Genomic DNA, 25,315 nt, shown 5'->3' on the forward strand with positions numbered 1-25,315 from the left:
CTTATTTCCTTTTGTTGCTTTTATGAGGTCGTTCCGGGGCGGGCGAAGCACGAACCCGGAACCTCGAGATTCCGGATCGCCGCTTCGCGTCGTCCGGAACGACGCCTTCCGCGTCACTTCAAATCGATGATCCGGCTTTTGTCACCGTCGAACTCCATGCCGCAGAACGAACCGCCCTGGTAGAAATCGCCGACCGGATCGGGCTTGATCTTGGCCTGCTCGGCAAAAGCGTGCTCGCGAAAATCTTCGGCGCGGCCGGTCGGGCGATAGCCGAGATCGATAGCGCGATGATTGTCCCACCACCCGCGCTCGTTGTTCGACGCGCCATAGAAGATTTCGAAATGAATATCGGGATGATCGAGCCCGATCCGGCACAGCTGCACCAGGTCTTCCGGCTTGAGCCAGATCGAGAGCCGGCGATGATCGAGCGGCTTTTCGCCGAAATTCCCGATCCGGATGCAGGTGACCTTCATGCCGTGCTTGTCGGCATAGAGCGCGCCGACGGCCTCACCGAATGCCTTGCTGACGCCGTAGCGGCTGTCGGGCCGCGGCGTCACGTTGGTACCGATATGGTGATAACGCGGATAGAAACCGATCGCGTGATTTGACGAGGCAAACACGATGCGCTTGACGCCTTTTTTGTGCGCGGCCTCGAACAGGTTGTAGCAGCCGATGATGTTGGCTTGCAGGATGTCGTCCCACGGGCCTTCGACGGAATAGCCGCCGAAATGAACGATGCCGTCGACGCCTTCGCAGATGGCCTCGACCTCCGCCATATTGGCGAGATTGGCCGCCTTGAATTTCTCGTTTTTGCCGAGATCCGCGGGCGCCTTCAGGTCGCTTAACAGCAAATCCGGATAGATCGGCGGCAGCAATTTGCGCAAGGACGTACCGATTCCACCCGACGCGCCGGTCATCAATATGCGTGGCATTTCATCCCTCATTATCAGCTCGTTACATTAGTATGGCGCGGCGCGCGGTGCGCGGCAAGCGCGCTTGCTGCAACCGTATGGCAATGTTAGCAAATAGCTTGGTGAAGAAGTCAAACCACAACGAGAAAATTAAATGTCCGAAAAGCCCGCACGCCCCGGCTTTCAGCCGGCCACGCACTATCCCGATCCCGCCATCCACGCACTCGATCCGCGCTTTGAGAAATACTGGCTGAAATTATCGGCCGTCGAGCGGCTCGCCACGGGGCTACGCTGGGCTGAAGGGCCGGTCTGGTTCGGCGATGGGCGGTATCTGTTGTGCAGCGACATTCCCAACCACCGCATCATCAAATGGGAAGAAGAGACGGGCGCCGTCAGCGTCTATCGCAAGCCGTCGAATTTCGGCAACGGCAATACCCGCGACCGCCAGGGCCGCCTGGTCACCTGCGAGCATGGCGGGCGGCGTGTGACCCGGACCGAATATGACGGTTCGATTACGGTGCTGATGGACTCTTTTAACGGCAAGAAGCTGAACTCGCCGAACGACGTCGTGGTCAAATCCGACGGCTCGATCTGGTTCACCGATCCGGTCTTTGGGCTACTCGGCAATTACGAAGGCTATGTCGCGGAATCCGAGATCGACGCCAACGTCTACCGGATCGACGGTGGAACCGGCAAAGCCACCATCGTCGCCGAAGGCGTGTTGGGACCGAACGGGCTTTGCTTCTCGCCGGACGAAAAAATCCTCTACCTCGTGGAATCCCGTGGCGTACCGAACCGCAAGATTCTCGCCTACGATGTTTCGCCTTCCGGCGACAAGATCACCAACAAACGTGTCCTGATCGACGCCGGTCCCGGCACACCTGACGGCATGCGCTGCGACATCGACGGCAATCTCTGGTGCGGCTGGGGCATGGGCGATGCCGAGCTCGACGGCGTCATGGTCTTTGCGCCCGACGGCAAACCGATCGGCCGTATCGCGCTGCCCGAACGCTGCGCCAATGTCTGCTTCGGTGGCTTGAAGCGCAATCGCCTGTTCATGGCCGCCAGCCAGTCGATCTACGCGCTCTATGTGAACACGCAAGGCGCGCTGGGGGGATAGAAGTATCCACGCCAGCTGTCGCCCCTGCGAAAGCAGGGACCCATACCGCATGATCTCTCGACAAGAAAAGGCCGGGGTCCTTCGTAAGAACACCGGCCCTGGGGTTATGGGTCCCCACTTTCGCGGGGACGACATCGAACGATTGGATAGAGTTTACGCCGCATTAAAACCGGCGACCGCCTTGACCTCGAGATATTCCTCAAGGCCGAACTTGCCCCACTCGCGGCCGTTGCCCGACTGCTTGTAGCCGCCGAACGGCGCAGTGCGATCGTTCGGCACGCCCTGCAGGTTGACGTTGCCGGCGCGAATGCGGCGGCCGACGCGACGTGCGCTTTCTACCGTATCGCCGGAAACGTAACCGGCGAGGCCATAGGGCGTATCGTTCGCGATGCGCACCGCATCTTCCTCGTCCTTGGCGCCGAGGATGGTGAGCACGGGGCCGAAGATTTCCTCGCGCGCGATCGTCATGTCGTTGGTGACGTCGGCGAAGATGGTCGGGCGGACATAATAGCCCTTGTTAACGCCCTCCGGCAGGCCGGGACCGCCGGCGACGAGCGTAGCGCCTTCTTCGATGCCCTTGTTGATCAGCGCCTGGATCTTGTCCCACTGAATCCGCGAGACTACCGGGCCGATGGTCGTGCCTTCGGCGCGCGGATCGCCCGCCTTGGTCTTGTCGGCCACGCCCTTGGCGATGGCGGCGACTTCCTTCATCTTCGATAGCGGCACGATCATCCGGCTCGGTGCGTTGCACGACTGGCCGGAGTTATTGAACATGTGCATCACGCCGCCGGTTACGGCCTTGGTGAGGTCGGCGCCCTCGAGGATGATGTTCGGCGACTTGCCGCCGAGTTCCTGGCTGACGCGCTTGACGGTCGGCGCGGCGCGCTTGGCAACGTCGATGCCGGCGCGGGTCGAACCCGTGAACGAGATCATATCGATATGCGGATGCTCGCTCATGGCGGCGCCGACCTCGGGGCCAAGGCCGTTGATCAAGTTGAACACGCCCTTCGGCACGCCGGCTTCATGCAGGATTTCCGCGAAGATCAGCGCCGAGGTCGGGGTGAATTCCGACGGCTTGAGGATCATGGTGCAGCCGGCGGCAAGCGCAGGCGCGACCTTGCAGGCGATCTGGTTCAGCGGCCAGTTCCACGGCGTGATCATGCCGATCACGCCAACCGGCTCGCGCACCACGACGGCGGTGCCGACCGGTTCCTCAAAATGATAGTTCTTCAGAACCTCGAGCGTGGCCATGATGTGCCCGAGGCCGGCGCCGGCTTGCAGCTTCTCGGCCATCGGCAGCGGCGCGCCCATCTCGTCGGAGACGGCGGCGCCAATCTCCTTCATGCGGCCCTTGTAGATCTCGACGACCTTGGTCAGAAGCGCCACGCGCTCTTCACGGCTGGTCTGCGAGTAGGTCTCGAACGCGCGTTTGGCAGCGGCGACCGCCTTGTCGACATCGGCCTTCGAGCCGAGCGCGATCTCATACATCGCCTCTTCGGTCGCCGGATTGACGACGGGCGTGGACTTCTTGACGACCGGATCGACCCAGGCGCCGTCGATGTAGAATTGCAGGCGGTTGACCATCGCAAACCTCTTGATTTCGGGGGCTATCGGGGAACGGGCGCTCGGCCGACATTCCTATGCCAGCATCCTTGCACGAACACGGGCAAAATTGAACCCGCCATATGCGGGACGCCGCGCCAGCGGCCATGGCTGGATATAGGGTCGGGCTCATGGCAATGGCAAGCTCTCTCCGCCGTCATTCCGAGGCGATGTGAAACATCGAGCCCGGAATCCATTTTTCAGCGCGGCTGGTGGTGAGATGGATTCCGGGTTCGCGCTTACGCGCGCCCCGGAATGACCACATCAAAATTCCGTCACACGGCCAATTTCCGATGCCGCACCGGCGCGCCCGACGTGAGGCTTTCGGCCGCATCGATAATGGCGTTGGCATCGAGCCCATGATGGCGATAGAGGTCGTCGATGGTGCCGGTCTGGCCGAAATGCTCGACGCCGAGCGCTTCGACCCGATGCCCGCGCACACCGCCGAGCCAGGCCAGTGTGGCGGGATGTCCATCGATCACGCTCACAAGACCGCAATCGCGCGGCAGCGGCGCCAGCAATTTCTCGATATGGGACAGATGCGCCACGCCACGGCGGTCGCGGCGGAGTTTCCGCGCGGCGGTCCAGCCCGCGTGCAATCGATCCGCCGACGTGATCGCGAGCAGCCCGATGTCGCGGCGGCTTTCGCCCAAAAGTCCGACCGCCTCGATCGCCTCCGGCGCCACCGCGCCGGTATAGGCGATGACGACTTCCGCATTCGGCCCGGGCTTGCGCAGCCAGTAGGCGCCTTCGGTAATGCCGGCCTCGAGATCCGGCGACATGATCCGCTGCGGCTGATCGAGAGTGCGGGTGGTGAGCCTCAGATAGACCGAGCCACCCTCGCCGCTTTCGCGCTGCATGTGGCGGAAGCCCCATCCCATGATCACGGCAAGTTCATCGACAAAGGCCGGTTCAAAATACGAAAGCCCATCCTGCGCCATGCCGATCAGCGGCGTCGCGATCGACTGATGCGCGCCGCCTTCCGGCGCGAGCGTGATTCCCGAGGGCGTCGCCGCCACCATGAAGCGCGCATCCTGATAACAGGCGTAGTTCAAGGCATCGAGACCACGCTCGATGAAGGGATCGTAGAGCGTCGCCACCGGCAGCAACCGCTCCCCATTGATCGAATGTGACAGCCCCAGCGCCGACATCAGGATGAACAGGTTCATCTCGGCGATGCCGAGTTCGATGTGTTGTCCTTTTGGTGAGGCATCCCAGTTGAAGGTCGAGGGAATTTTTTCGCTACGGAACAGGTCGGCCTTCTCGGCGCGCGCGAACAGCCCGCGCCGGTTGACCCAGGCACCAAGATTGGTCGACACCGTCACATCGGGCGAAGCGGTAACGATGCGGGAGGCCAAGGCGCTGTCGCCGCGCGCCAGCTCATTGAGAACCAGACCGAAGCCCTGTTGCGTGGACATCTGCGGCGACGGCGAGAAGGTTAGCCGCTCAGGCACGGCGATTTCCGGCGAGTTCAGCCGCCGCCTGCCCTCGCGGTTGAACGGCACCGAAGACAAAAACGCCTCGAGTTTAGCCGGGGTTTGCGACATGCCCTCGAACTTGTCCCACTCGTGACCGGGGCGGATATTCTGCGTCCCACGCCATTTCTCCATCTGCGCCACCGTCATCAGGCCGGCGTGGTTGTCCTTGTGGCCCTGGAACGGAAGGCCGACGCCCTTGATGGTATAGGCGATGAAGCAGACGGGACGATCGTGGTCGATCGACTCGAAAGCCTCGCACATGCTCGCCATGTCGTGACCGCCGAGATTGGACATCAGCGCCAGCAATTCCTCGTCGCTGCGCCGCTCGATCAGTTGCGTGACCGGCCCCTGATCGCCGATCTCGTCGCGCAAATGCTTGCGGAACGCCGCGCCGCCCTGAAAACAAAGTGCCGCATAGAGCTGGTTCGGGCACGCATCGATCCACTTTCGGAGCGCCTCGCCGCCCGGCTCGGCAAAGGCCTCGCGCATCAGGCGGCCATATTTCACGATCACCACGTCCCAGCCGAAATTGCGGAACATGGACTCGAATTTCTCCCACAGACCTTCGCGCACCACGGCGTCGAGGCTCTGGCGGTTATAATCGACCACCCACCAGGTGTTGCGCAGGCCGTGCTTCCAGCCCTCGAGCAAGGCCTCGAAGATATTGCCCTCGTCCATCTCGGCATCGCCGACGAGCGCGATCATTCGCCCTTCGGGGCGATTTTTGGCCCACCCATGCGCCTTGACGTAGTCCTGCACCAGCGAGGCAAACAGCGTCTGCGCCACACCGAGCCCTACCGAGCCGGTCGAGAAATCGATATCGTCGACGTCTTTGGTGCGCGACGGATAGGATTGCGCGCCCTTGAAACCGCGGAAATTCTCCAGCTTCTCGCGGGTCTGGTGTCCGAACAGATACTGAATCGCGTGAAACACGGGACTTGCGTGCGGCTTCACCGCGACCCGGTCCTGGGGCCGCAGCACCGAGAAATAGAGTGCTGACATGATGGTCGCGAGCGAGGCGGAAGACGCCTGGTGCCCGCCGACCTTCAAGCCATCGACGTTGGGCCGGATGTGATTGGCGTGATGGATGGTCCATGAGGACAACCACAGCGCCTTGCGTGCCAGCGCGGACAGGATTTCAAGACGTGCGGATGCGGTCGGCATGGCGTGGCTCCCGGCCTTGAGGCTTTTGGTGGCTTGATTAGCGCCGAGTTTATCGCGGCTGCCTTCACCGAAAATCTCAAATTTTGGCGGCATACCGTCAAATTTTGGTATAATTTATCAATTCTATCACCACAACTGACGGTTATCCCAATGAACGGCCTTGATGCCATTGACCGCAAGATTCTTGGCCTGCTGCAATCCGACGGCCGCATCACCATGGCCGAGCTCGCCGAGAAGGTCGGGCTGTCGGCCTCGCCGTGCCATCGCCGGGTGAAACTGCTGGAAGAGCGCGGCGTCATCACCCGTTATATCGCCACCGTCGATCAGAAGGCGGTCGGACTGCACGTCAGCGTCTTCATCTCGATCAAGCTGGCGCGGCAAAAGGAAGAAGACCTCAACCGTTTTGCCCGCGCGATCTCGAAGTGGGACGAAGTGCTGGAATGTTACCTGATGACCGGCAATCGCGACTATCTGTTGCGCGTGGTCGTCGCGGATCTATCGTCCTATGAAGCATTCCTGAAGAACAAGCTGACGCGGCTCGACGGCATCGCCTCGATCGAGTCGAGCTTTGCACTCAGCCAGGTGAAATACTCGATCGCGCTGCCGGTGTGAGAAATCATCTGTCGTCCCTGCGAAAGCAGGGACCCATAACCACCGGCCTGCATTGCAGGCGAAGCCGTCAACCACCGCCCCAAATAATAAGACCGCGGCGTATGGGTCCCGGATCTCATTCGCTTTTGGACAACGCCGCGCGTTGCCAAGAGCTCACTTGTCCGGGACGACAAGAATCTGGAGAACTACGGATTCGGCGACGGCTCCGCCAGCGCGACGAGTTTCGAGTGCCTGACGCGTTCGCGGTGCGCCGTATAAAGCCCGCTCGCGACAATGAAGCCCGCACCGACCACGGTCCAGATATCAGGGACTTCACCGAAGATCAGGAAGCCGAGCAGCGTGACCCAGAGAAGCTGGATGTAGGAGAACGGCGCCAGTACGGAAGCATCGGCATAGCGAAACGCGAGCACGACAATCCACTGCCCCGCGGTCGACGTCAGGCCGATGATGGTCCCAAAGAGGAGATCATGCCAGGTCGGCACGACCCAGACGAACGGAACCAGCATGCAGAGAATCGCAAAGCCCACGATCGATGCATAGGCCATCGTGACCATGGTGCGCTCCTGCCCGCTCATTTTGCGCGTCAGGATCAAGCAGCAGGCCCAGGCGAACGCCGACACCACCGGGAAGAACGCGGCGGGATGAAATGCGCCGGTGCCCGGGCGCAGAACGACCAGCACGCCCATCAGCCCCACGGCGGTTGCGAGCCAGCGCCGCAAGCCGACCTTCTCGCCGAGGAAAAAAATCGAGAGCGCCGTGACGAACAAAGGCGAGACGAAACTGGTGGCGGACGCCTCGGCGATCGGGAGAAACCGCAAGCCCGAGATAAACAACAGCGATGAGCCGAGCAGCGCCATCCCGCGCGTGATTTGCAGCACCGGCCGCTTTGTCTGCAACGCAAACAGCGGCGAAGCAGGCACCATCGCCGGAATCATGATCACCAGGAACACCAGAAACCTGATCCAGGCGATCTCGATCGAGGGCAACGTGGCCGAAAGATATTTTGATGTCGCATCCGACGTGCCGAGAAAAATGCTCGACAACAGAAGCAGCGCGATGCCGCGAAGCGGCCGGTCGGCACGCGCAGGTGCGACGTTGGCCGGTTTCTCATTACCTGAATTTTCCAGGGGCAACGCCGAGGGAGCGCTGTCGAGCTTTAATGCTGCGGCGGGGCGGGTCACGTTTTGAACTCTGGGGCCGAAATGTCGAAGCTAGTGGAGTGGATTTGACATTCGCTACCGGTCCAGCCGCGGATTTTGAAAGCGAATGTCAAATCCCAAACTCCACTAGAAACATATATTTCCTAGTGGTCCTTCGATTCTAACATTCGCAAACGTGGCTGCTGAGAAGGGATGCGAATGTTAGAATCGGACCGCTAGCGAGCCGACAAAAAAGCGCCAACAGGCCGCGACGACAAGGCCCGAAAACAGGCAGCCGATATGCGCTTGCTTTAAAGCATTGGCAGGCCACGCGGTTTGGGACCGCGCGGAAATGCCTTGTCGAGCTTTGCAATATCCTCCGCACCGAGTACGAGGTCGCCGGCCGCCGCGTTGTCGGCGGCGTGTTCCGCGCTCGATGCTTTCGGGATCACAAACACATTCGGTTCGCGCGCGAGATATGCGAGCGCGACCCGGCGCGCCGAGACGCCGTGTCGTTTGGCGATGGTCTGCAATACCGCGCCGCTGGCGCTCGCAGGCTTGGGAAAATCGTTGTGACCAAACGGTGAATAGGCAACCACCGCCACGCCATGCTTCGCGCACCATGGAATCACCGCGTGCTCGATCGCGCGCTGCTGCAAGTGATAGAGCACCTGGTTGCAGGCGATCTTTCCTTTACCTGCGACTTCGAGAATTTCGTCGAGATCGTCGGCATCGAAATTGGAAACGCCCCAGGAGCGGATTTTTCCGGCACTCACCAGTTGCTCGAACGCCGCCACCGTCTCGGCCAAGGAAATACTGCCGCGCCAGTGCAACAGATAACAATCGAGCCGATCGGTCTTGAGCCGCGTCAGCGATCGTTCGCAGGCGGCAATGGTGCCGCGGCGCGACGCATTGCTCGGGAGCACTTTCGAGACCAGATAAGTCTCGTCACGGCAACCCGCGATCGCCTCGGCAATCACAAGCTCCGCATCGCCATACATTTCGGCGGTATCGATATGGGTCATGCCGAGATCGATGCCGCGGCGTAACGCCGCGACCGCCTGTTTGCGATCGCCGTGATCGATGTACCAGGTGCCCTGGCCGATGACGGATACGTCGTGGCCGGTGGTTCCGAATTTTTTATGTTTCATGACGGGCCGCCTCGAACTAACGCAATCGCTTCTTACATCGAATGAAACGATTTGTCCGCGTCATTGCGAGCGCGCGCGAAGCAATCCAGTCATGTTAGTATGGAGGAAATTGGGATTGCTTCGGAGCTAAAGCTCCCTTGCGCAAACGCCTTGGGTGTCGCAGGCAATGACGGCTACAATAGCCTAATTTGCCGCGATCAACTTCCCGCGTTCGTGATCGGCGGTTGCCGACTGCGCGATCAGACGCTTGAGTTCGGGAATGCACGAGCCGCAATTGGTGCCCGCCTTGAGCCGAACACCAAGTTCGGTGGCCGAACGCGCGCCGGCGGCAATCGCATCGCAGATCGTGTTGCGGCCGACGCCGAAGCAGGCGCAGACCACCGGTCCCGTAGCCGCGAGCCCTTGCGCCGGTTTGCCGGACAGCAGCATTCGCCGTTGATCGTCGGTCAGGGGACCTGCGGCGAACAGTTCCTTCACGACGCCCCAATCACCGGCGTCGCGCGCCGGTCCGAGAAACAGACAGGTCTCGATCGCATCCCCGGCGAACGAAGCCGCGCGATACACGCCGCCGCCGAAATCGCTGTATTCGGCAAGTTCCTCGCCCGCCACCGCGCGCAACCACGACGACCAGCCTTTGAGGTCCGCGTTGTCGGCAATCAGATAGCCCACGCCGCCGCCGATCGTGGCGCGGGCCCACCAGGCGTGATCGGGCAGTTGCAGCGGCTTGCGCGACAGCACGAAACCGCGAAAGACGTATTCGTAAGGCAGGATCGAGGCCGGCGTCGCCTTGGCTTCCGGCTGGCCGGAAAATGGGTCGGTGATCGGCGCAACCAGCGCACCGACGCGCGCGGCCGATGCGTTGGCTTCGCTCCAATGGATCGGCGCGAACAGCATGCCGCGCTGTTGCCGCGGATTGACCACGACCTTGAGCGTACACTGGCCATGATCGGTGGTGACGCGGGCGAACGATCCATCGGCGAGGCCGTGTCGAGCGGCATCGTCGGGATGCACCTCGACGAACGGTTCTGGCAAATGCGCGCCCAGCCGCGGGCTCATGCCGGTGCGGGTCATGGTGTGCCATTGGTCGCGGATGCGGCCGGTATTGAGACGAAGTGGACGCCCTTCGTTGATCTCGCTCCGCAGCGAGGGGCGTTCCGGCGCGACGAAGCGGGCTTTTCGGTCGTTGGTAAAGAATTCGCCGCCGGCAAAGAAACGCTGCTGCCCGGTCTCATCCGTGCGATGCGGCCACAACACCGGCGTCATCGCATCGAACGCGTCGTCGTTGAGTTCGCTCAAGCCGCCGATATCGAAATCGCGGCTGCCGTTGTTTTCGAAAGCCGACAGCGCCGCGTGCTCGCGGAAGATCGCCGCCGCCGAGCCATAATCGAACGCGGCAGCGAAACCGAGCCGCTTGGCCACTTCGCCGACGATCCACCAATCGGGCCGCGCCTCCCCGGGCGCCGGCAGAAAGGCGCGCTGACGCGAGATGCGGCGCTCGGAGTTGGTGACGGTGCCGGACTTTTCGCCCCAGGCCAACGCCGGCAGCAACACATGCGCGCCGGCATCGACGGTATCGTTAGAGAGAACGTTTTCGGAAATCACGAACAGTTCGAGTTTCTTCAACGCGGCCCGCGCGGCGTCGGCGTCGGGCAGCGACACTGCCGGGTTGGTGCCGATCACCCACAGCGCCTTGATCTCGCCGCGGCCGATCGCCTCGAACATCTGGACCGCCTTGAGCCCTTCGTGGGTGGCGATCCGCGGCGCTTTCCAGAACCGCCGCACCCGATCGATGTCGGGCGGCGTGAAGTTCATGTGCGCGGCGAGTTGGTTGGAGAGCCCGCCGACCTCGCGACCGCCCATCGCGTTCGGCTGCCCGGTCAGCGAAAACGGCGATGCGCCGATCTTGCCGATCCGCGCGGTGGCGAGGTGGCAATTGACGATGGCGTTGACCTTGTCGGTGCCTTGGGCCGACTGGTTGACGCCTTGCGAATACAGTGTGACCACGCGCGGCGTTGCCGCAAATAGCTGGAAGAACGCCGAGAGATCCTGCTCGGAAAGGCCGGTTGCCAAAGCGGTCGCCGCAACGCTGCCGGCAATGCTGCGGGCGCGCGAAAGCGCCTCGTCGAAACCCACCGTGTAACGCTCGATATAGTCGCGATCGAGCGCGCCGTGATCGGCCAGATGCACCAGCAGCCCGGAAAACAGCGCCGTATCGGTGCCCGGCTTCAACCCTAAAAACAGATCGGCATCTTCTGTGGTGTCGGTTTTACGCGGATCGATCACCACGATACGCGCGCCACGCCGCTGCTTGTTGGCGATCATGCGCTGGAACAGCACCGGATGACACCAGGCGGCATTGGAGCCGACCAGTACCAGCAGATCGGCCTCATCGAGATCTTCGTAGACACCGGGCACGGTGTCGGCGCCAAAGGCGCGGCGATGGCCCGCCACCGAGGAGGCCATGCACAGCCGCGAATTGGTATCGACGTTGGCGCTGCCGATGAATCCCTTCATCAGCTTGTTGGCGACGTAATAGTCTTCGGTCAATAACTGCCCGGAGAGATAGAACGCCATTGCGTTCGGGCCGTCGCGCGCCACGATGTGGGCAAAGCGATGCGCGATATGGTCAAGTGCATCCGTCCAGGCGACCCGCTCCATCGTGCCTTTGCTGCAACGGACCATCGGATAGAGCAGACGATTCTCAAGGCCGACCGTCTCGCCGAGCGCCGAACCCTTCGAACAGAGCCGGCCGAGATTTGCCGGATGCGAGGGATCGCCGGAGATCGCCGCACCGCCGCTGCCGTCCGGCGTCGCCAGCACGCCGCAGCCGACCCCGCAATAAGGGCAAGTTGTGGAGGTCGCGCGCAGTGAAGGATCGATCGATGTCATCGCAAGAGCCCGGTCATGCCGCCGCCGCCAGAGGTGCGGCTGGCCGGCCGAACATCATGTCCTTGCGGACCGCGGCAATATTCTCGCGATTGCGGATCAATCCGAGATACCAGAGCGCGTCCGCGGTATCGCCGACCAGCACCGCGCCGATGAGCCGGCCATCCTCGATCACGAGCTTCTTGTAAATGCCGCGCCTGAAATCGCTGAGCATGACGGCTTCGCTGCGATCGCTGCCCATAAACTCGCCCGCCGAGAACACGCCAACGCCCGACACCTTGAGATTGGTTGCGGTCACGCTTCCGCCATAGGCCGCGTTGCGCCCGGCCAGATGCTGCGCCAGCACCTTCGCCTGCTCATAGGCCGGCTCGACCAGGCCATAACAGATGCCACGATGCTCGGCGCATTCGCCAAGCGCAAAGATGCCGTCTGCCCCGGTCTCGAGCTGATCGTTGACGATGATGCCGCGGTTGACCGGAATGCCGGCTTCCTTGGCGAGCCCAATATTCGGCCGGATACCGGCCGCCAGGATCACGGCGTCGGCCTCGATCTGCTGTCCATCGTTGAGCTCAACACCTTCGACGCGGTTCTCGCCGAGAATGCGGCTGGTGCTGGCATTGAGCAGAACCTTGATGCCCTTTTTCTCGACCAGCGATTTCAGAAGCGCTCCCGCCGAGGCATCGAGCTGGCGCTCCATCAACCGGTCCATCAAATGAAGCAACGTCACCGGAGCTCCCGCCTTGGCGAGGCCGTAAGCGGCTTCAAGTCCGAGCAATCCGCCGCCGACCACGACCACGCGCTTTTTGCCGGCGGCCAGCGTCAGCAGCAGGTCGACATCCCGGGTGTCGCGAAAGGTATGAACGCCGGTGAGTTCGACGCCGGGCACGTTGAGCCGCAACGGGTTCGATCCGGTCGCCAGCACCAGCTTCGAAAAATGGACGCTCTCCTCGTTGGCGATCTTGAGTTCGCGGCGGCCGACGTCGACCTCGCCGACGGCGCAGCCGTATTTCAGCGTGACGCCGCGGTCGCGCCACCAATTGGCGGGCTTGAGTTCGATTTCATGGGAAGCGGTCTCGCCTGCCAGCACCGAGGACAACAGCACCCGATTATAGGCAAGCCTCGGCTCGTCGCCGATGACGGCCACGGCATAACGCCCGAGCGCGACTTTCGCGAGTTCGTCGACCAGACGGGCAGCGGCCATTCCGTTGCCGACGATCACGAGCGATTCACTCATGGGAGTTTCCTATTGGTCGCTTCCTATTCGGCAGCCTGCGAACTGCCATAGGCCTCGGAAATCATGAAGCCGGACAAGGTGCCGTAGGCGGTGGTCCATGCGGTTGCGACCTCGGGAGTCCAGCCGTCGCCTAACCCCTTTTCTAGCGTCCAAAGCAAGGCTGAACCCACGACCGGATAATGCTCGGGCTTGGCGCCATAGGACACGTGGCGTTTGGCGAGAGCGCTCGCCGCCGGCAGGATCGAGGGAAGATCGCTCAGGCCGCCGACCACGACAGCGAGCGTCGCCATCAGCTTTTTCCGCTGCTCGGTCAAATCTGTGGGGAACATCGACTTGACCTGCGGCGCGACCTCGAACAGGCGATCGTAAAACAGGATCGCGGCCTGATCGGAGATCGGCGCGACCTTGGAGAAGCTCTGCTGCACAAGTTTGACCTCGTCCGGTGTCATGTCTTCCTCCTCCTGAATGCCTCTGCCTTCCGCCGTCACCTCGTCCCGCATACGGGACGAGGCCGATCGTCAAGGCCGCGATGGCGCGCGGCCGACTTGCGTCGTCTAGATTCGTGCCGAGGCCATGCTTGTCGCACCTGCTTCCGCCGGACTGCGGCGCAGGTAGAACCACCAGGTCATAGCCAGGCAGATCGCGTAGAAGCCGAGATAGATGAAGAGAGCGAGCTGCGGTCCGCCGGTTGCGGCAATCGATTTGCCGAAGCCGCTCGGGATGAAGTAGCCGCCGCAGGCACCGATGGCGCCGATGAAGCCAACTGCCGCACCGCTTTCGATGCTCGCCGTCTTGATTGCCAGCGCGCGACCGGCTTCACCCTTGCCCTGGGCTTTGCGCAGATTTTCCTCACGGAAGATTGAGGGGATCATCCGGTAGGTCGACCCGTTGCCGATGCCGGTGGTGACGAAGATAATGAGGAACATCGTCAGGAAGCCGGCGAAGTCCTTGTTGCCCACGAAGTAGATGACGCCGATGGTGGCTGCTGCCATCACGATGAAATTCCAGAACGTGATGATCGCACCTCCGATCTTGTCGGCCAACAGGCCGCCGAATGGACGCGACAGCGAGCCGACCAGCGGACCGAGGAACGCAATGGCGATCGTGATGGACGGAAACTGCGTCTTGATCAGCAGCGGAAAGGCCGCCGAGTAGCCGATGAAGGATCCAAACGTTCCGATATAGATGAAGGACATGATCCAGGTGTGCTTGCGCTTGACAATCGCAAGCTGATCCCTGAACGAGGACTTCGCCGTGGTGAGGTTGTTCATGAAGAAGACGGCGCCGAACACCGCAATCAGCAGCGGGATCACCCACATCAAGCCGGCGTTCTGGAGATAGACGCCGGAAACGGGCGAAGCCTGGTAGAGATTAATGATGCCAAGGCCCATCAGGATCGGCGTAATCAGCTGAACGCTGGAAACGCCGATATTGCCGCCGGCGGCATTGAGGCCGAGCGCCCAGCCCTTCATGCGGTCGGGATAGAAGAAGGAGATGTTGGCCATGCTGGAGGCGAAGTTGCCGCCGCCGAGACCCGCGGTCGAAGCCACCAGCAGCATCAGCCAAAACGGCGTCTCAGGCTGGCTGACGAAATAAGCGAGCCCGAAGGTCGGAATAAAGAGAACCGTGGCCGAGAAGATCGTCCAGTTGCGGCCGCCGAACGTCGTCACCGCGAAGGTGTAGGGAAAGCGCATCAGCGAGCCGATCAGGCCCGGAATGGCGACGAGCTGGAACAATTCATCGGTGGTGTAGTGGAAGCCGGCCGCGGGAAGCTTGGTCGCGACGATGCTCCAGATCAGCCACACCGAAAATCCGATGTGCTCGGCGACGATCGACCAGATCAGGTTGCGGCGGGCGGTCACCTTGCCTTTGGTTTCCCAAAAGGTCGGGTCTTCGGGGTTCCAGTCTGAAATCCAGGTCGGGTCTTTCGAGCTCATTGAAATTTCCTTTGTTCGGAAGGGCTCATCGCATTGCGATCCGAGGACACGGCAACGCATTCCGGGTGAAGCCCGGCGAAGCGGTCGCAAATTCGGATGAGTGGCTTTTCGGCGACGGCATCAATGGCGTCGGCAGAAGCTATTCAAGCTTTATGCCAAGCCACCGCAAGGAAAAAACATGTTGTTGTATAAAAGCTTATAAGAATGCACCGGCCGGATCGACCGGCCGGGTCCGCATTCAAAATTTGCACCCGCACATTTGTTGTGCGACGCACAATGATTGAGCAACGCGCTTAAAAACGCGCCGAGCTCATCTGGATCGGTATGAGGATCGTTACGTGGTCCTGCGGGTCGCTGCCTCTTCAGGCGTTCTCGGTCACGGCCATCGGCTTGGGCGCAATACCCTCGCCCGGCCTGACGCGGAATTCATAGGTCATGAGATGCCACGGTGCCGCAGCAGGCTTGCCGTCGGGCATGGTGGGATCGGTGCGCTTTTCGACCTTGGCGATCAACTCCTCCTTCACGCCAAATACCACGTCGGTATCGATGTATTTGTCGCCTTCGACGAAAACGTGCGTGACCAGCGGCTCGTGACCGGGCGCATTGACCAGGAAGTGCACATGCGCCGGCCGCATCGGATGGCGGTGCAAGCCCAGGATCATCTGCCCGACCGGACCGTCGGTCGGGATCGGATAGCTGCATGGCAGAATGGTGCGGAAATAAAACTTGCCATTGGCGTCCGTGATGAAGCGTCCGCGCGACGACGGACCCGCCGTCTCGTAGTCCGGCTTCTGTGAATCGTACCAGCCGTCGTCGTCGGCGTGCCAGATATCGACCGGAACATTCGCAAGCGGCTTGCCGTTCAGATCGGTGACGCGGCCCTGCACGAACATCTTTTCTCCCTCGAGACTGGGAGAGACGTCGGTGCCATGCGGCATTGCCTTGTGCTCGCCGACATAGAACGGCCCGAGCACGGTGGTCTCGGTGGCGCCTTCGCGTTCCCTGTGATTGACGGCATCCACCAGCATCGAGACGCCGAGCACGTCGGACAGCAGGATGAACTCCTGCCGGCTTGGCGTGCACTTCTGGCCCACACGGGTGAGGAAATCGATCGCATATTCCCATTCGCCGAAGGTGAGATCGGTCTTGCGAACGAATTCGTGCAACGACTTGGTCAATTCCTCCATCAGGAACTTGACCCGGGGATTCTTCACCTCCTCAAAACTGTGAATGACGGCGGCGGTGAGTTCGGTGTCGTTGAACTGGGGCATTTTTGCATTGTCCTTGGGGGGTTATGTCCTTTTGTGGACACTCTACACCAGCAAGCCGACAAGGGTAAGCGGCGGCGTGGAATGCCGCGCCGATTTCGGCTATTGACGCTCGATCCTGGTTTTTCAAGAGGTGAAATCCGATGCCGACCCTCCCCCTCACCTCGCCCGAATCCGCCGGCATGTCGAAAACGGCTTTCGAACGGATCGAGAACCATTTACGCGAGCGTTACATCGAAGCCGGGCGCTTCCCGGGAACCCAGCTCACGGTCTATCGGCGCGGGCAACTGGTCCACAACTCGGTTCAGGGCATGGCCGATATCGAGCGCAAGGTCGCCGTCAAGGACGACACGATCTTCCGCATCTACTCCATGACCAAGCCGATCACGAGCATCGCCTTCATGATGCTGGTCGAAGAAGGCCGCGTCGCGCTGGAAGAGCCGGTGCATCGATATATCCCGGAATGGAAGAATCTCGGCGTATTCCAGGCGGGCGTATGGCCAGCGTTTCTCACCCGCGCGCCGTCGAAGCCGATGCAGATCGTGGACCTGATGCGGCATACCTCCGGCCTCACTTACGGCTTCCAGCAGCGCGGCAATGTGGACGCCGCCTACCGCGAATTGAAAATCGGCGAGATCGAAAAGGCCGGAACGCTGCCATCCATGATCGCGGATCTCGCCAAGATCCCGCTGGAATTCTCCCCGGGCGAGGCCTGGAATTATTCGGTCTCGACGGACGTGATCGGCTATCTGATCGGCGTCATCAGCGGCAAGCCATTCGAACAGTTCCTTCAGGAGCGCATCTTCGATCCGCTTGGGATGAAGGACACCGGCTTCTTTGTCCCGTCGGACAAGGCTCGTCGGCTGGCGGCGTGCTATTCGGCGAGCCCGCAAGGCGCCATGACCTTTCATGCCACCGACCGCAAGGGCGGCCTCACGCTTCAGGATGACCCGGCGACCAGCTCTTTCCTGTCGCCGCCCTCCTTCATCTCCGGCGGCGGCGGCCTGTGTTCGACCACGGCCGACTACCTCACCTTCTGCCGCGCGCTGCTCAACGGCGGCGAATTGAACGGCGTCCGGCTGATCGGCCCGAAAACGCTGGCCTTGATGACGTCAAATCATCTGCCGGGCGGCCGGACACTGCCGGAATGCTCGCGATCGTTATTCTCCGAGGCGGCCTACGATGGCATCGGCTTCGGCCTCGGCGTTTCCGTAACGATCGACCCGGCGCGGACGCTTATTCCCGGGAGCCGTGGTGAATATGCCTGGGGTGGCGCGGCAACGACCTCGTTCTGGATCGATCCGGCGGAAGAACTGATCGCGATTTTCATGACCCAGGTGTTGCCCTCGACGGCTACGCCGATCCGGCGCGAGCTGCGCACCATGATCTATTCGGCGATCACCGACAGCAATGTTTAGCGGGCTTACGCGGCAATTCAGCGCGCGCGTCAGCCGATATTTTGCAGGCCCGGGAATGTCTCCAGCAGCCAGATGCTGACGGCCGAGACCCCGCCGGTCAGAAAGCCTATTCCCGTAACGACCAGCAGCACGCCCATGGCCTGTTCGACGCGCGCCAGGTGCCGCTTCATGCGCGCAAACAGCGAAGAGAATTGCTCCACCATAAAGGCTGCGATCAGGAACGGAATGCCGAGCCCTGCGGAATAGACGGCAAGCAGGCCGGCCCCTTTTTCCACCGTGGATTCCGAGGCCGCAATCGACAGGATCGCCGCCAGGATCGGACCGATGCACGGCGTCCAGCCGAACGCAAAGGCGAGCCCCATCACATAGGCGCCCCAGAGCCCGACGGGCCTGGGAATCGGAAGGCGCCCTTCCCGCATCAACAGATCGATCCGCGTCAGCCCGAGGAAGTGCAGACCCATCACGATAATGACGCAGCCTGCGACAATCGAAAGCTCCGCCGACCAGGCATGGATGAAGCCGCCGATCAGGGAGGCACTAGCGCCGAGCGCCACAAAAACGGTGGAAAAGCCGAGCACGAACATCACGGCCGAAACCATCACCGCGCGGCGGGAGGACGATACGGTTTCGTCATTGGCCACGTGTTCAATGGTGGCGCCGGTCAGATAGACCAGATAAGGCGGCACCAGCGGCAGCACGCACGGCGACAGGAAGCTGACAAGGCCCGCGATCAACGCGGCCGGGATCGAAACGTCGTGAATCATGGGTGCTCATGTAGCGGATGCGCGGCAATCCGCAAAATCACGACGACGCGCTCTTTGACTGCCAACCAGCGTTACTTGACGAGCTTCAGCGAGGCCGGAGAGCGCTGCCGCAAGCCTTCCGGCGGCTTCGGCTGCACCGGCTTTGAGGCCGCGTCGACGTCCCGCAGCATAGCATCGCACAAAGCCTTCAGTTCCGAATCTTCGATCCGGTTCAGCTTGATCCGAAGCTCCAGTATAGCGACCGAAACCAGTTGCGCGGTGTCGCGATCACCGTTCCGGACCAGGGAGACCTGGCACTCCTCAAGGGTGGCCAGCACCGCCCGCAAATTTTCTTCGAAATAAGCCACAGCGTGTTCCCGTTACCGAGCCTGCGAGATGGTCGAGGTGATGGGTCGATAAACACCTTGCCACCATAAAAAGTCCGACGGTATTAGGACTGAGAAGATAGATTTCGTCCTTACACAGATTTGTGACATCGCGACCCGCCCCGTAGTGATCCGGGCTCGCTTGGGTTGTTGCGCCGCGGAAAACCTGACGACTGGGCTTTTCCGGACCCAGCCCCTGGGGCACAGCCTATGGATGTGCGTGACCAATTGCCACCAAAGTGGGCCAAGTAAACGCGTCAAAAAGTCCCGTATCAGGGTTGTACTATCACTCAGAACTTGCCAAAGCTGGAAGAATGATCCTTAGATTCAGAAGTATCGGGAGCGCGCGTTGTTGCAATGAAGGCGCGAAACCTGTTTTCTGGACCATCGTACCTTTTGTGTCGAATTATGAACGTCATTTCTTGCCTGATGGTCGTCAGGCCTCTTGTTGGGACACAAATCCCCGTGGATTTCTGGCTTTGAATACGTATTCATCCATTAGAAGTGAGTCTGAAGCAGTGTATAAGGGTAGCCACGGGCCCGCTTATTCAGGCGCTTCATAAGCGAAGGACGGTAGAAACAGTATGAACAAATCTGTAGCCAAGAAGATGAAGCAACGCAGTGCCGGCAAGCCAGATATTGAGCTTGGCAAACGAATCCGGTTGCGGCGCGTGGAACAGAAGATTTCGCAGGCTGAGCTTGGCGAACAACTCGGGGTAAGCTTCCAGCAGGTTCAAAAATACGAGAAGGGCGTCAATCGCGTCGGCGCCGCGCGTCTTCAACAAATCGCAACAGCGCTCGATGTGCCCGTCACCTTTTTCTACGACGGTGACAGCAAGGCGCGCGAAGTGGAAAGCCTGCTGTTTCTCGACAGCGCATTCAGCCTGAGGCTGCTGCGCGCCTACAGCAAGATCAAGGATCAGACCGTCCAGCGGCAGCTCGTGTCCCTGATGGAATCAATCGCGGCCAACGAAGACTGATCTTAAACCGGCGTCGCGGCCAGATCTTTGACCTGACACCGCCTCACCTCGCGCCGCGGATCTGATCAATCAACGCAAATGGGTCGGCTGGCGCGCGATGGCCGCGCCAGGCAACATGCTGGTCGGGTCGCGACAGCACCAGTGCACCCTCGCGTATCACCTCGACCGGCGCCGCCACATCGCGTAGTTCGACCGGCACTTTCCTGTTCTCAGCAGCGCGAGCAAACGGCTCGACATCTAGCGCCGGGTCAAAGCGCAGCAGCGTGAATTCCGGCCCCATCCTGTCGTACAGCGAGACGCCGTCGGCGCACCAGAAATGCGGGGTCCGGCAGCCCGGCACGGTCGAGGGCGTGTAGCTGCTCATCGTATAGGCCGGAGGCGTGGCGCCGTCGTAGGCGATGATCGGCGATCGATCGTAATAGGTGCCGAAATTGAGACCGGCACAGGCATATTGCTGAACATTGATCTCGTAAGTCAGCTGTCCGATTTCCCGCCGCACGCGCTCGCCTTCGGCGGTGGCATCTTCGATTTCGAGGGGAACGGCGCCACGGCGGCGAATCTCGGCTTCGGCATGCGACATTGCAAACCGCGAAACCTGGCTCGTGATCGGCCAGCGTTCGGCTTCATAGGCATCGAGAATGGAATCCGGCGCCCAGCCGTTGAGATGGGCCGCCAGCATCCAGGACAGGTTCGTCGCGTCCGCTATCCCGGCGTTCATGCCGTAACCGGCATAGGGCACCCAGATATGCGCGGCATCGCCTGCAACGAAAGCGCAGCGGTCGCGAAACTGGCTCGCGATCAGCCGGCGCCCGACCCAATCCTCTTTGGAGATAATGTCGTATTGGAAATCCTGATCCACCCCGAGGATGGTGCGGATTGAGGCGTCGCGATCCACATCCTCGAAGTCGCCTTCGTCCGGCTTCATGTAATTGTGCACCAGCCAGCGCTCGCGGCCGTCGATCGCATAGACCATGCCGGAGCGGCGCGGGTTGATGGCGCCGGTGCCCCAGGCGCTTGCGTGACGCTGACGATCGATCAGACCGGGCGAGCGAATGTAAGTCGACTGCACACGCTGCACGACCGGATCGCCCTCAAAGGAAGCGCCGATCGCCTTGCGCACAATCGAGCGCGCGCCGTCGCAGCCGATCAGATAGCGGCAGCGCACGGATTTCGCTGCCCCCGTGTCGAGGTCGCGCAAGGTCACGTCGGCAAATGCATCGCCGATCCTGACGTCTTCCGCCGATGTGCGGTTGACGATACGGATACGCCTTTGGGCTGCGGCATGCTCGAACAGGATGGGCTCGAGAAAGATCTGGTTGATGCGATGCGGCGGCTCCGGCGTCGGCCAATTGCAATCCGGACCGTCCTTGCGCGTGAAGCGGTCGCGGCGGCAAGGAATTGGAATTCGCGTCAATTCCTGGCCGGTAAACGTCGTACGGTAGCTGATGTCGTGCGGATAATCCGCCGGCAGCCCGGAGTTACGGACCTTCTCCGCCAAACCCAGCCGCCGGAAGATCTCCATGGTGCGGGCGGCGACGTGGTTGCATTTCGGCTCCGGCGGCTGGGCCGCCGCGCGCGTCTCGACCACGGTGACGTCGATCCCCCGCCACGCCAGATCGATCGCCAGCGTCAAGCCGACAGGCCCGGCTCCGACGATCAAGACGTCCGTGTCGACCGCTTCGCTCATTCCAGTTCGGCACCCGAATTGCGGACGATGACGCTCCAGCGATCGACCTCGGCCTTGACGAAAGCTTCGAAGCGATCCGGCGTCGAGCCGCTCACGGGCTCAAGCGCCATCGCCGTCAAGCGCTCGACGGTCACGGGATCGCTGGTCAGCTTCTCGATCTGCGCTGCAAGTTGGTCGACGATCGGTCGCGGGAGGCGGGCCGGCGCCACCACGCCGGCCCAGGCCACGAGTTCGAAGCCGTCGAGACCCAGTTCGGCCAGCGTCGGGATGTCGGGAGCCACCGCCACCCTTTGCCGGGTCGTGACGCCAATCGCCCTCACCTTTCCCTCTCGGATTTGCGGCAGCGCCGGCTGGAGATCCGCCACCATGAAGGCAACGCGGCCCGCGATGACGTCGAGCAGCGCCGGAACGCTGCTGCGATAGGACACGTGATGGACGTCGATTCCTAATCGCTCCCGCAGCATTTCGGCGCCGAGATGATGCGGACTGCCATTGCCGGCCGAGCCGTAAGCGAGACCCGGATTGGCTTTGGCGTAAGCCATGAATTCCGCCAGCGTCTTCACCGGCAGGGACGGATTGACGACCAGGGCGAACGGCACCCGCGCCACGGGGGCAATCGCGGTGAAATCCGCCACCGGATCGTAGGGCAGCTTGCGGTAAAGCGCCTTGTTGATCGCAAGCGTGCTCGAGGTCGCGGTTAGAAGCGTGTAGCCGTCGGCTTCCGAGCGCGCGACCTGTTCGGCGCCGAGCACGGTGGCCGCTCCCGGCTTGTTCTCTACGACGATCGCGGCATTCAACCCGACCCGCAATTGGTCGGCCACCAGCCGCCCGAGCAGGTCGATGGTCCCCCCGGCCGAATAAGGCACGATCATCTTGATCGTCCGGTTCGGATAGGCCGTCTCGGCAAGCGCTGGCCAAGCCGCAAGCCCAGCGAGAGCGCCGCCACATCGGGTCAACGCCGCCCGGCGCGTCCACAGCATTGGGAAACCTCCCGCCGAGCCCATTATTGTTGAAAAATCGAGGCTCTCGGCGAACCAGATTAACTCCCCCGGCGACATATCGAAAGCCGCAGCCCTCGCGGTCCGGGCGCTTCCGGGGGATGCAAAAACCGCAATTCGGGCTTAATCAGAAGGCAACCCTCATGGTCATATTTTGTTGACGCCTCGCTTGTCGATTAGCCGGGCTTGTCTTTTGATTAAACGCCCGCGCCATTGCCGCATTCCGGGGGATTTCATTCATGCATAAATTCGTTGTGTTTGCCGCAGGTGTTGTCTTCGCCGCCGTCCCGGCCTTTAGCCAAAGCGCAGCACAAACGCCGGCCGCCGCCGCGCAGGCCGCTCCATCCCACGTTGCGACCGTCAAACCGGCCGCCCCTGTTTCGACCCCGGAATCGCGTTCGGCGGCAGCGCTCGCGCTATCGCATGAGCCGACCTACGATGAAGGCACGGGACAGCGCATCAAGGATGCCGCGCTGAGCTACTCAGATATCGCGGTCCGCGGCGGCTGGCCGACGATCCCTGCGGACGCCAAATTCGCCATTGGCGTCGCCGGTCCCGATGACGACCTGTTGCGCCGCCGGCTGATCGTCAGCGAGGACCTCGCCGCCGACAAGACGTCCGGTCCGTTCGATGAGACGGTGGCCGAGGCGATCAAGCATTTTCAGGTGCGTCATGGCATGGCCGCCACCGGCACCGTGACCCCGCGCACGCTGGCGGCCCTCAACATTCCGGTTCAGAAGCGGATCAGGCAGCTCGAGGCGTCGCTGGAGCGACTGGAAAATACGAATTTCCAGTTTGGACAGCGCTACGTTGTCGTCAATCTTCCGGCGGCCTTTGCCGAAGCGGTCGAGAACGACACCGTCGTGCGGCGCTACCGCGTGATCGTCGGCAAGACCGAAAAGCCGTCACCGACGCTGACCGCGGAAATCACCAGCGTCAATCTCAACCCGACCTGGACCGTCCCCTCCTCGATCGCCAAGACCGAAATCTCCGCGCATATGCGCAAGGATCCGAGCTATCTCTCGCGCATGCACATGGAGGTGTTGGACGGGCACGACCACCCGATCGACGCGGCTTCGGTGGATTGGTCCGGCGCGCATGTGCCGAATTTCACGGTGCGCCAGCAAAACGGCGCCTGGAATGCGCTCGGCGCGGTCAAGATCGACATGCCGAACCCCTATTCGGTCTACATGCACGACACCAACCAGCGCAATCTGTTCAGCGACGACTATCGCTTCGACTCCCATGGCTGCTCGCGCGTCGACAATGTCCGCGATCTCGCCGCCTGGCTGCTGCAGGAAGAAATGCCGAAATGGAACAGGGCCGCGATCGACGCGGCGATCGCTACCGGCGCGCGCGAGGACATCGACTTGCCGAAGAAAGTGCCGGTGGCCTGGATCTATCTCACGGCGTGGATGACCCGCGACCAGACCATCCAGTTCCGCAACGACATCTACGACCAGGACGAGCAGTTGCTGGAAGCCACCGCCGAGGAAGCCGCCTTCTTCAATCAGGCCGCCAATCATCCGCTGACGGCGCATCTGGCGCGGTAAACTTCCGGTCATTCCGGGGCGATGCGAGGCATCGAACCCGGAATCTCGAGATTCCGGGTCTGGTCCTTCGGACCATCCCGGAATGACGTCTGCAATAAGACATGGATGCCCGCGACCGCGCCACCATTGCAGCTTCCGCAAAGCAATGCTTCATTGCGGCCTCAAACCCATCTTCTCAGGGCTTCCCTCTTCTGAGGCTTTCCTCTTCTTGAGGCTTTCCATGCTCGACGTTCCCGCAACCGACCAGAAATCCTTCGCCGACGGCAAAATCCTCAAAAAAATCACCGACGGGGTCGGCATCGTCACCTTCAACAGCCCCGAAAAACGCAACGCCATGTCGCTTGAGATGTGGGAGGGGGTCGGTCGGGCACTCACCGAATTGCGCGAGGACGATCATGTCCGCGTCGTGATCCTGACTGGCGCCGGTGACAAGGCGTTCATGTCGGGCGCCGATATCAGCCAGTTCGAAAAAAATCGCCACAACGCGCAGGCCTCGGAAGAATATAACCGGAAGAGCGAGGCCCAGCGGGCGGTGCTCGCCCATTTTCCCAAGCCGACCATCGCCTGTATCCGCGGCTTCTGCCTCGGCGGCGGCATGCAGGTCGCGATGTCGGCAGACATGCGCTTTGCCTCCGACAATAGCCAGTTCGGCATTCCCGCCGGCAAACTCGGCATCGCCTATAGCTATGATGGCCTGAAACATCTGGTGTCGCTGGTCGGACCGTCTCAGGCCCGCCTCCTGATGTACACGGGCATGCGGATCGATTCCGCCGAGGCCTTGCGGATCGGCCTCCTCGATCGCGTGATTGCGGATGGAAAGCTGTGGGACGAAACGCTTGAGGTCGCCCGCACCATTTCCGGCAATGCGCCGCTCTCGATCAAGGCCAGCAAGCTTACGATCGCACAGGTTCTGAAAGACAAGGACGAGCGCGATATGGCCGCGATCAAGGAAATCTCGACCGCCTGCATGGATTCGGAAGATTTCCGCGAAGGACGTCAGGCCTTCATGGAAAAGCGCAAGCCGAATTTTAAAGGACGGTAATGCCCC

General features: G+C 61.6%; 20 protein-coding genes. 6 read left to right on the forward strand and 14 right to left on the reverse strand.

Annotated features, from left to right (window positions below; translation table 11 throughout):
- Positions 1-113: 113 nt before the first annotated feature.
- Entirely contained in the window at positions 114-932 is an 819-nt protein-coding gene (locus tag ABSE61_RS02430) for an NAD-dependent epimerase/dehydratase family protein (RefSeq protein ID WP_423869469.1), read from the reverse strand.
- 133 nt (positions 933-1,065) lie between these two features.
- Between ABSE61_RS02430 and ABSE61_RS02435 the strand changes: the two genes are divergently transcribed.
- Complete coding sequence (locus ABSE61_RS02435; protein ID WP_423869470.1) at positions 1,066-2,031, forward strand: SMP-30/gluconolactonase/LRE family protein; 966 nt, start codon at positions 1,066-1,068, stop codon at positions 2,029-2,031.
- Between the two features lie 153 nt (positions 2,032-2,184).
- On the opposite strand, the gene ABSE61_RS02440 is transcribed toward ABSE61_RS02435, so the two are convergent.
- Together ABSE61_RS02440 and ABSE61_RS02445 are read right to left on the reverse strand one after the other, a co-directional pair.
- Entirely contained in the window at positions 2,185-3,615 is a 1,431-nt protein-coding gene (locus tag ABSE61_RS02440) for an aldehyde dehydrogenase family protein (RefSeq protein ID WP_423869471.1), read from the reverse strand.
- 293 nt (positions 3,616-3,908) lie between these two features.
- Complete coding sequence (locus ABSE61_RS02445) at positions 3,909-6,275, reverse strand: thiamine pyrophosphate-binding protein (protein WP_423869472.1); 2,367 nt, start codon at positions 6,273-6,275, stop codon at positions 3,909-3,911.
- Between the two features lie 150 nt (positions 6,276-6,425).
- Between ABSE61_RS02445 and ABSE61_RS02450 the strand changes: the two genes are divergently transcribed.
- The gene (locus tag ABSE61_RS02450; protein WP_423869473.1) at positions 6,426-6,887 is read left to right on the forward strand and encodes an Lrp/AsnC family transcriptional regulator; all 462 of its coding nucleotides are present in this window, start codon (positions 6,426-6,428) and stop codon (positions 6,885-6,887) included.
- 185 nt (positions 6,888-7,072) lie between these two features.
- Here the strand turns inward: ABSE61_RS02450 and ABSE61_RS02455 are convergent, their stop codons facing one another.
- The 7 genes from ABSE61_RS02455 to ABSE61_RS02485 form a co-directional block, all read right to left on the reverse strand.
- On the reverse strand, positions 7,073-8,014 hold the full coding sequence (locus tag ABSE61_RS02455) for a DMT family transporter (RefSeq protein WP_423869653.1): 942 nt from the start codon (positions 8,012-8,014) through the stop codon (positions 7,073-7,075).
- 323 nt (positions 8,015-8,337) lie between these two features.
- The gene (locus tag ABSE61_RS02460) at positions 8,338-9,177 is read right to left on the reverse strand and encodes an aldo/keto reductase (protein ID WP_423869474.1); all 840 of its coding nucleotides are present in this window, start codon (positions 9,175-9,177) and stop codon (positions 8,338-8,340) included.
- A gap of 183 nt (positions 9,178-9,360) precedes the next feature.
- Positions 9,361-12,066, reverse strand: a complete 2,706-nt coding sequence (locus ABSE61_RS02465) for a nitrate reductase (RefSeq protein ID WP_423869475.1) — start codon at positions 12,064-12,066, stop codon at positions 9,361-9,363.
- Between the two features lie 13 nt (positions 12,067-12,079).
- Complete coding sequence (locus tag ABSE61_RS02470; protein ID WP_423869476.1) at positions 12,080-13,297, reverse strand: NAD(P)/FAD-dependent oxidoreductase; 1,218 nt, start codon at positions 13,295-13,297, stop codon at positions 12,080-12,082.
- 23 nt (positions 13,298-13,320) lie between these two features.
- Positions 13,321-13,746, reverse strand: a complete 426-nt coding sequence (locus ABSE61_RS02475) for a globin family protein (protein WP_423869477.1) — start codon at positions 13,744-13,746, stop codon at positions 13,321-13,323.
- 105 nt (positions 13,747-13,851) lie between these two features.
- Complete coding sequence (locus ABSE61_RS02480; protein WP_423869478.1) at positions 13,852-15,234, reverse strand: MFS transporter; 1,383 nt, start codon at positions 15,232-15,234, stop codon at positions 13,852-13,854.
- Between the two features lie 362 nt (positions 15,235-15,596).
- Positions 15,597-16,505, reverse strand: a complete 909-nt coding sequence (locus ABSE61_RS02485) for a dioxygenase family protein (protein WP_423869479.1) — start codon at positions 16,503-16,505, stop codon at positions 15,597-15,599.
- 140 nt (positions 16,506-16,645) lie between these two features.
- Between ABSE61_RS02485 and ABSE61_RS02490 the strand changes: the two genes are divergently transcribed.
- Complete coding sequence (locus tag ABSE61_RS02490) at positions 16,646-17,920, forward strand: serine hydrolase domain-containing protein (protein ID WP_423869480.1); 1,275 nt, start codon at positions 16,646-16,648, stop codon at positions 17,918-17,920.
- Between the two features lie 29 nt (positions 17,921-17,949).
- Here the strand turns inward: ABSE61_RS02490 and ABSE61_RS02495 are convergent, their stop codons facing one another.
- Positions 17,950-18,684: a cytochrome c biogenesis CcdA family protein gene (locus tag ABSE61_RS02495; protein ID WP_423869481.1), complete on the reverse strand. Its 735-nt coding sequence runs from the start codon at positions 18,682-18,684 to the stop codon at positions 17,950-17,952.
- 71 nt (positions 18,685-18,755) lie between these two features.
- The gene (locus tag ABSE61_RS02500) at positions 18,756-19,031 is read right to left on the reverse strand and encodes a hypothetical protein (RefSeq protein WP_423869482.1); all 276 of its coding nucleotides are present in this window, start codon (positions 19,029-19,031) and stop codon (positions 18,756-18,758) included.
- Between the two features lie 602 nt (positions 19,032-19,633).
- On the opposite strand from ABSE61_RS02500, the gene ABSE61_RS02505 reads away from it, so the two are divergent.
- The gene (locus ABSE61_RS02505) at positions 19,634-20,029 is read left to right on the forward strand and encodes a helix-turn-helix domain-containing protein (RefSeq protein WP_156898356.1); all 396 of its coding nucleotides are present in this window, start codon (positions 19,634-19,636) and stop codon (positions 20,027-20,029) included.
- 43 nt (positions 20,030-20,072) lie between these two features.
- Here ABSE61_RS02505 and ABSE61_RS02510 read toward each other — a convergent pair whose 3' ends face one another.
- The gene (locus ABSE61_RS02510) at positions 20,073-21,716 is read right to left on the reverse strand and encodes an FAD-dependent oxidoreductase (protein ID WP_423869483.1); all 1,644 of its coding nucleotides are present in this window, start codon (positions 21,714-21,716) and stop codon (positions 20,073-20,075) included.
- Positions 21,713-22,696, reverse strand: coding sequence for a Bug family tripartite tricarboxylate transporter substrate binding protein (locus tag ABSE61_RS02515; protein ID WP_423869484.1), 984 nt, complete (start codon positions 22,694-22,696; stop codon positions 21,713-21,715). Before ABSE61_RS02515 ends, ABSE61_RS02510 begins: the two co-directional genes overlap by 4 nt.
- Before the next feature lie 257 nt (positions 22,697-22,953).
- On the opposite strand from ABSE61_RS02515, the gene ABSE61_RS02520 reads away from it, so the two are divergent.
- Together ABSE61_RS02520 and ABSE61_RS02525 are read left to right on the forward strand one after the other, a co-directional pair.
- Entirely contained in the window at positions 22,954-24,267 is a 1,314-nt protein-coding gene (locus ABSE61_RS02520) for a L,D-transpeptidase family protein (protein WP_423869485.1), read from the forward strand.
- Between the two features lie 220 nt (positions 24,268-24,487).
- Positions 24,488-25,309 carry an enoyl-CoA hydratase gene (locus ABSE61_RS02525; protein WP_423869486.1) on the forward strand — a complete coding sequence of 274 codons (822 nt, stop codon included), beginning with the start codon at positions 24,488-24,490 and terminating at the stop codon, positions 25,307-25,309.
- Positions 25,310-25,315: the final 6 nt, after the last annotated feature.

The sequence above is a fragment of the Bradyrhizobium sp. genome (assembly GCF_049519115.1).
Taxonomy (GTDB): Bacteria; Pseudomonadota; Alphaproteobacteria; order Rhizobiales; family Xanthobacteraceae; genus Bradyrhizobium.

What these genes read in the sequence shown, in the direction of transcription:
- ABSE61_RS02475 (WP_423869477.1), bottom strand. Translation starts at nt 13,746, where the DNA reads ATGACACCGGACGAGGTCAAACTTGTGCAGCAGAGCTTCTCCAAGGTC.
- ABSE61_RS02470 (WP_423869476.1), bottom strand. Translation starts at nt 13,297, where the DNA reads ATGAGTGAATCGCTCGTGATCGTCGGCAACGGAATGGCCGCTGCCCGT.
- ABSE61_RS02525 (WP_423869486.1), top strand. Translation starts at nt 24,488, where the DNA reads ATGCTCGACGTTCCCGCAACCGACCAGAAATCCTTCGCCGACGGCAAA.
- ABSE61_RS02435 (WP_423869470.1), top strand. Translation starts at nt 1,066, where the DNA reads ATGTCCGAAAAGCCCGCACGCCCCGGCTTTCAGCCGGCCACGCACTAT.
- ABSE61_RS02490 (WP_423869480.1), top strand. Translation starts at nt 16,646, where the DNA reads ATGCCGACCCTCCCCCTCACCTCGCCCGAATCCGCCGGCATGTCGAAA.
- ABSE61_RS02480 (WP_423869478.1), bottom strand. Translation starts at nt 15,234, where the DNA reads ATGAGCTCGAAAGACCCGACCTGGATTTCAGACTGGAACCCCGAAGAC.
- ABSE61_RS02445 (WP_423869472.1), bottom strand. Translation starts at nt 6,275, where the DNA reads ATGCCGACCGCATCCGCACGTCTTGAAATCCTGTCCGCGCTGGCACGC.
- ABSE61_RS02460 (WP_423869474.1), bottom strand. Translation starts at nt 9,177, where the DNA reads ATGAAACATAAAAAATTCGGAACCACCGGCCACGACGTATCCGTCATC.
- ABSE61_RS02520 (WP_423869485.1), top strand. Translation starts at nt 22,954, where the DNA reads ATGCATAAATTCGTTGTGTTTGCCGCAGGTGTTGTCTTCGCCGCCGTC.
- ABSE61_RS02450 (WP_423869473.1), top strand. Translation starts at nt 6,426, where the DNA reads ATGAACGGCCTTGATGCCATTGACCGCAAGATTCTTGGCCTGCTGCAA.
- ABSE61_RS02515 (WP_423869484.1), bottom strand. Translation starts at nt 22,696, where the DNA reads ATGCTGTGGACGCGCCGGGCGGCGTTGACCCGATGTGGCGGCGCTCTC.
- ABSE61_RS02465 (WP_423869475.1), bottom strand. Translation starts at nt 12,066, where the DNA reads ATGACATCGATCGATCCTTCACTGCGCGCGACCTCCACAACTTGCCCT.
- ABSE61_RS02495 (WP_423869481.1), bottom strand. Translation starts at nt 18,684, where the DNA reads ATGATTCACGACGTTTCGATCCCGGCCGCGTTGATCGCGGGCCTTGTC.
- ABSE61_RS02505 (WP_156898356.1), top strand. Translation starts at nt 19,634, where the DNA reads ATGAACAAATCTGTAGCCAAGAAGATGAAGCAACGCAGTGCCGGCAAG.
- ABSE61_RS02430 (WP_423869469.1), bottom strand. Translation starts at nt 932, where the DNA reads ATGCCACGCATATTGATGACCGGCGCGTCGGGTGGAATCGGTACGTCC.
- ABSE61_RS02440 (WP_423869471.1), bottom strand. Translation starts at nt 3,615, where the DNA reads ATGGTCAACCGCCTGCAATTCTACATCGACGGCGCCTGGGTCGATCCG.
- ABSE61_RS02485 (WP_423869479.1), bottom strand. Translation starts at nt 16,505, where the DNA reads ATGCCCCAGTTCAACGACACCGAACTCACCGCCGCCGTCATTCACAGT.
- ABSE61_RS02510 (WP_423869483.1), bottom strand. Translation starts at nt 21,716, where the DNA reads ATGAGCGAAGCGGTCGACACGGACGTCTTGATCGTCGGAGCCGGGCCT.